The following is a 3,266-nucleotide window of genomic DNA, read 5'->3' on the forward strand; positions in this document are numbered from 1 at the left end:
GCGGTCGGGCGGCCGCGCCCCCCCGCGCCCCCCCCCCCCCCCCCCGCGCGCCCCCCCCCCCCCCCCGTTTTCCGTGGTCCGCCCGCGGCTATTCGAGGCTGGGGGCGAGCCGGTCCGGCTTGTGCGCGGGGTGTTCGCGCAGCTTGTCGTGGAGCTGGCGGGTCTCCTCGGTGAGCCGCTGGGGGCCGCTGAGCGGCGGGACCCCCGAGACGCTCGCGCCGGGGGCGACGGGGGGTTCGTACTGGCGGGGCGCGGTCACGGTGGTGTACGCGGTCGCGACGGCGATCACGGCCGTCAGGCCGAGGAACGCGCGGGTCCACCGCGTGACACGGTGCTCGGCGGCCATGCGGACGACGGCCGCGGGCCGGGGCTCCAGCCGGACGGCCGGCGTGACCGCGCCGAGCCGCTCGCGCAGCACGGCGGACTCCTTCCCGGGCGGCGCGGCGGCCAGTTCCGGGATCCGGTCGGCGAGGGCGGCGTGCGCGCGCAGCAGGCGGTTGCCGGCGGTGGGGGTGGTGGCCTCCGTCTCGGCCGCGGTGTCGGGGAGGTCGAGGCCGACGCCGTCGTAGAGCAGCACGGTACGGCGGTGGGCCGCGGGGAGCGCCAGCATGGCGTCCATCAGGATCCGGTCGGCCGGGGCGGCGGGGGCCTCTTCGGGGTGCTTGTGGGCGCGGCGGAACCGGTGCCAGGGGGAGAGGGCGTACTCGTACACGGCCGCGCGCACCCAGCCGACGGGGTCGGGGTCCACGGCCACCTCGGGCCACCGCGCCCAGGCCTGCTGGAACGCCTGCTCGACGGCCTCCTGGGAGAGGCTGCGGCGGCCGGTGAGCAGGTACGCCTGCCGCGTGAGGGCGGGGGCGGCGTAGTCGTACATCGCGTCGAACACCTCCCGCGGCCCGGGCGGCCGTTCGGGCCCGGCCGGGGCCGGTACGGATTCCTCCGCGGCGGGGGCCGGCTGCGGTGGCGCGGGGTCCGGGAGGCGGACGGGCGACCAGGAGGTCCCGGGGCCGGGCACGCCGATGCCGCCGGCGGCGGCCCTGGCGGTGAACCCGGCGTCGTGCCGCGGCAGGAAGCCGGGCTCGGTCGGGACCGCCGGAAGGGGCTGCTGCCCGCGCCGGTCGGTGCCGAAGGGGCGGTAGAGCGCCTGCATCCGCGACGCCCGCCCGTCGGGTCCGGCCGATGACCCGGCGTCAGCCGCCGCCGCGCCCACGGGTCCGGGCGCGCCGGCGTCCGCCGGCGGGAGGGCCGCGTCCGCGGCCCCTGCGGCCCCGGCGGATTCCGTACCGCGGCCGTCGGCCCCAGGGCCCTGAGGCGGCGTCATGGGCGGCGCCGGAACCGGGGTCCCGGCCGGGACCGGTGCCGGAGCAGCGGTCTCGGGCGGGGGCGGTGCCGGAGCAGCGGTCTCGGGCGGGGGCGGGGTGGTCAAGGAGGCCAGGAAAAGGGCGTAGGCCTCGCGTTTGCGCCCCCGGGGGCCCGTGCGGCCCGTCTCCCAGGAGCGGACCGTGGTGACGGTCACGCCGACCGCCGCCGCGACGTCCTCGTACGTCAGGTCCGCCGCCTCGCGCAGTCTGCGGCGTTCCTTGGGCGAGGGGAGCTTCGGCTCCTCGACGCTCGCAGTCATGCCACACTCCCCTTGGCCTGCCGACAGACATGGGCGAAAAAGTACATAAACGTATATTGAGCGACACCACGGACATTTGCCTGTTACCCGAACAAAGCGCGTGTCGTTGGCACCATGGCGGAGTGACCCAAGTGACCGAACGCGGGACCCCGTTGCCGACGGCCCGGCGGGCCGCAGCCGGGCGGCGCCGTTCGCCGGCCGCCGCCGCCTGCGTACTGGGCGGAGCCATGGCCGCCGGACTGGGGCTCGGCTTCCTGGCCGTGCTCGTCATCGTGCTGTGGATCAGCTCCCCGTACCCCGACAGCGGCCCGGGCGGAGCCCTGCACCTGGCCGCCGGGCTCTGGCTGCTCGCCCACGGGACCGAGCTCGTCCGCTACGACACGCTGTCCGGGGTGCCGGCGCCCGTCGGAGTGACCCCGCTGCTGCTCGTCGGGCTGCCCGCGCTGCTGATGCGCCGCGCCGCCCGCCTCGGCAGCGCCCCGGGCGACGGCAGCGATGCGGGGGACGGCGACGAGATCCTGCCCGCCAGTGCCGTCTTCTCGGCCGTGACCTGCGGATACCTCTGCGTCGGATCGATCGCCACCGTCTACGCGGCCGGCGGCCCCATGCCCGCCGACCCGCTGAGCGCCGCCTGGCACGTACCGCTGGTCGCCGCGCTCGCCGCCGCCGGCGGGGTGTGGGCGGCCAAGGGGCGTCCGGTCGGCCCGCTGCCGCACCGGGTCCCGGAAGCCGTGCGCCGGGCCTTCGCCCGCCCCCGCTACGCGGTCGCGCTGCGCGCCGGAGCCGCGGGGGTCCTCGTCCTGCTGGGCGGCGGCGCACTGCTCGTCGGGGCCTCGCTCGCCTGGCACGCGGCGGAGGTCCAGGGGTCCTTCCTGGCGCTGACCGGGGTCTGGTCCGGCCGCTTCGCGGTGCTGCTCCTCGCGCTCGCGCTGCTCCCGAACGCCGTGGTGTGGGGCGCGGCCTACGCCCTCGGTCCCGGCTTCGCCCTCGGCGCCGGTGCGACCGCGACCCCGCTGGGCTTCGCCGGATCGCCCGCGCTGCCGAGGTTCCCGCTGCTGGCGGCGCTGCCGCCGCAGGGGCCGGGGTCGCTGCTGACCTGTGCGGCCGCGGGCGTGCCGCTGCTGGCCGGACTGGCCGTCGGGTGGTTCGCGGTACGCCGGGCGCGTGAAGTCCGGTACCGGGAAACCGCCCTGACGGCGGCTCTGGGCGCGCTGGTGTGCGCGCTGCTGATGGCCGGGCTCGCGGCGGCCGCCTCGGGGCCGCTCGGCTCGCGCGGGCTGGCGAGCTTCGGCCCGGTGTGGTGGGCGACCGGCGCCGCGGCCCTCGTCTGGACGCTGCTCCCGGCGGTGCCGGTGGCGGTGGCGGTGCACTCCTGGCGGACCAGGCCCGCCCGGCAGGCGGACGCCCTCGCGAGGGAGGCGGAGGACGACTGGCACGACAGCGGCGTACGGGAGCTGCGCTGGGAGGCGTTGCGCCGGGCCGCGGGCACGCTGGTCCCCGACCTGGCCCAGGAGTCCCCGCAGCCCCGGCCGGAGCCGGAGCGCAGGCAGGGGAAGGAGCGCGGGCCGGAGCCGGAGCGCGGGCCGGAGAAGGAGCCGGAGCGCAGGCAGGGGACGGAGCTGGATCTTTAACACAACTGACGCGG

2 protein-coding genes are annotated in these 3,266 nt (G+C 78.0%); one reads left to right on the plus strand and one right to left on the minus strand.

Features of this window, described 5'->3' with window-relative positions; genetic code table 11:
- Positions 1 to 88 precede the first annotated feature (88 nt).
- Positions 89 to 1,621, minus strand: a complete 1,533-nt coding sequence (locus ACFXA3_RS30270; RefSeq protein ID WP_385191784.1) for a helix-turn-helix domain-containing protein — start codon at positions 1,619 to 1,621, stop codon at positions 89 to 91.
- A 122-nt stretch (positions 1,622 to 1,743) separates the two neighbouring features.
- Here ACFXA3_RS30270 and ACFXA3_RS30275 point away from each other — a divergent pair, with 122 nt between their 5' ends.
- On the plus strand, positions 1,744 to 3,252 hold the full coding sequence (locus ACFXA3_RS30275) for a DUF6350 family protein (protein ID WP_385191785.1): 1,509 nt from the start codon (positions 1,744 to 1,746) through the stop codon (positions 3,250 to 3,252).
- The last annotated feature ends 14 nt before the right edge of the window (positions 3,253 to 3,266 follow it).

The organism is Streptomyces sp. NPDC059456, assembly GCF_042750055.1.
GTDB lineage: Bacteria > Actinomycetota > Actinomycetes > Streptomycetales > Streptomycetaceae > Streptomyces.

Bases quoted from the DNA above. Each gene is read 5' to 3' on its own strand.
- ACFXA3_RS30270 (WP_385191784.1), bottom strand. From the start codon at position 1,621: ATGACTGCGAGCGTCGAGGAGCCGAAGCTCCCCTCGCCCAAGGAACGC.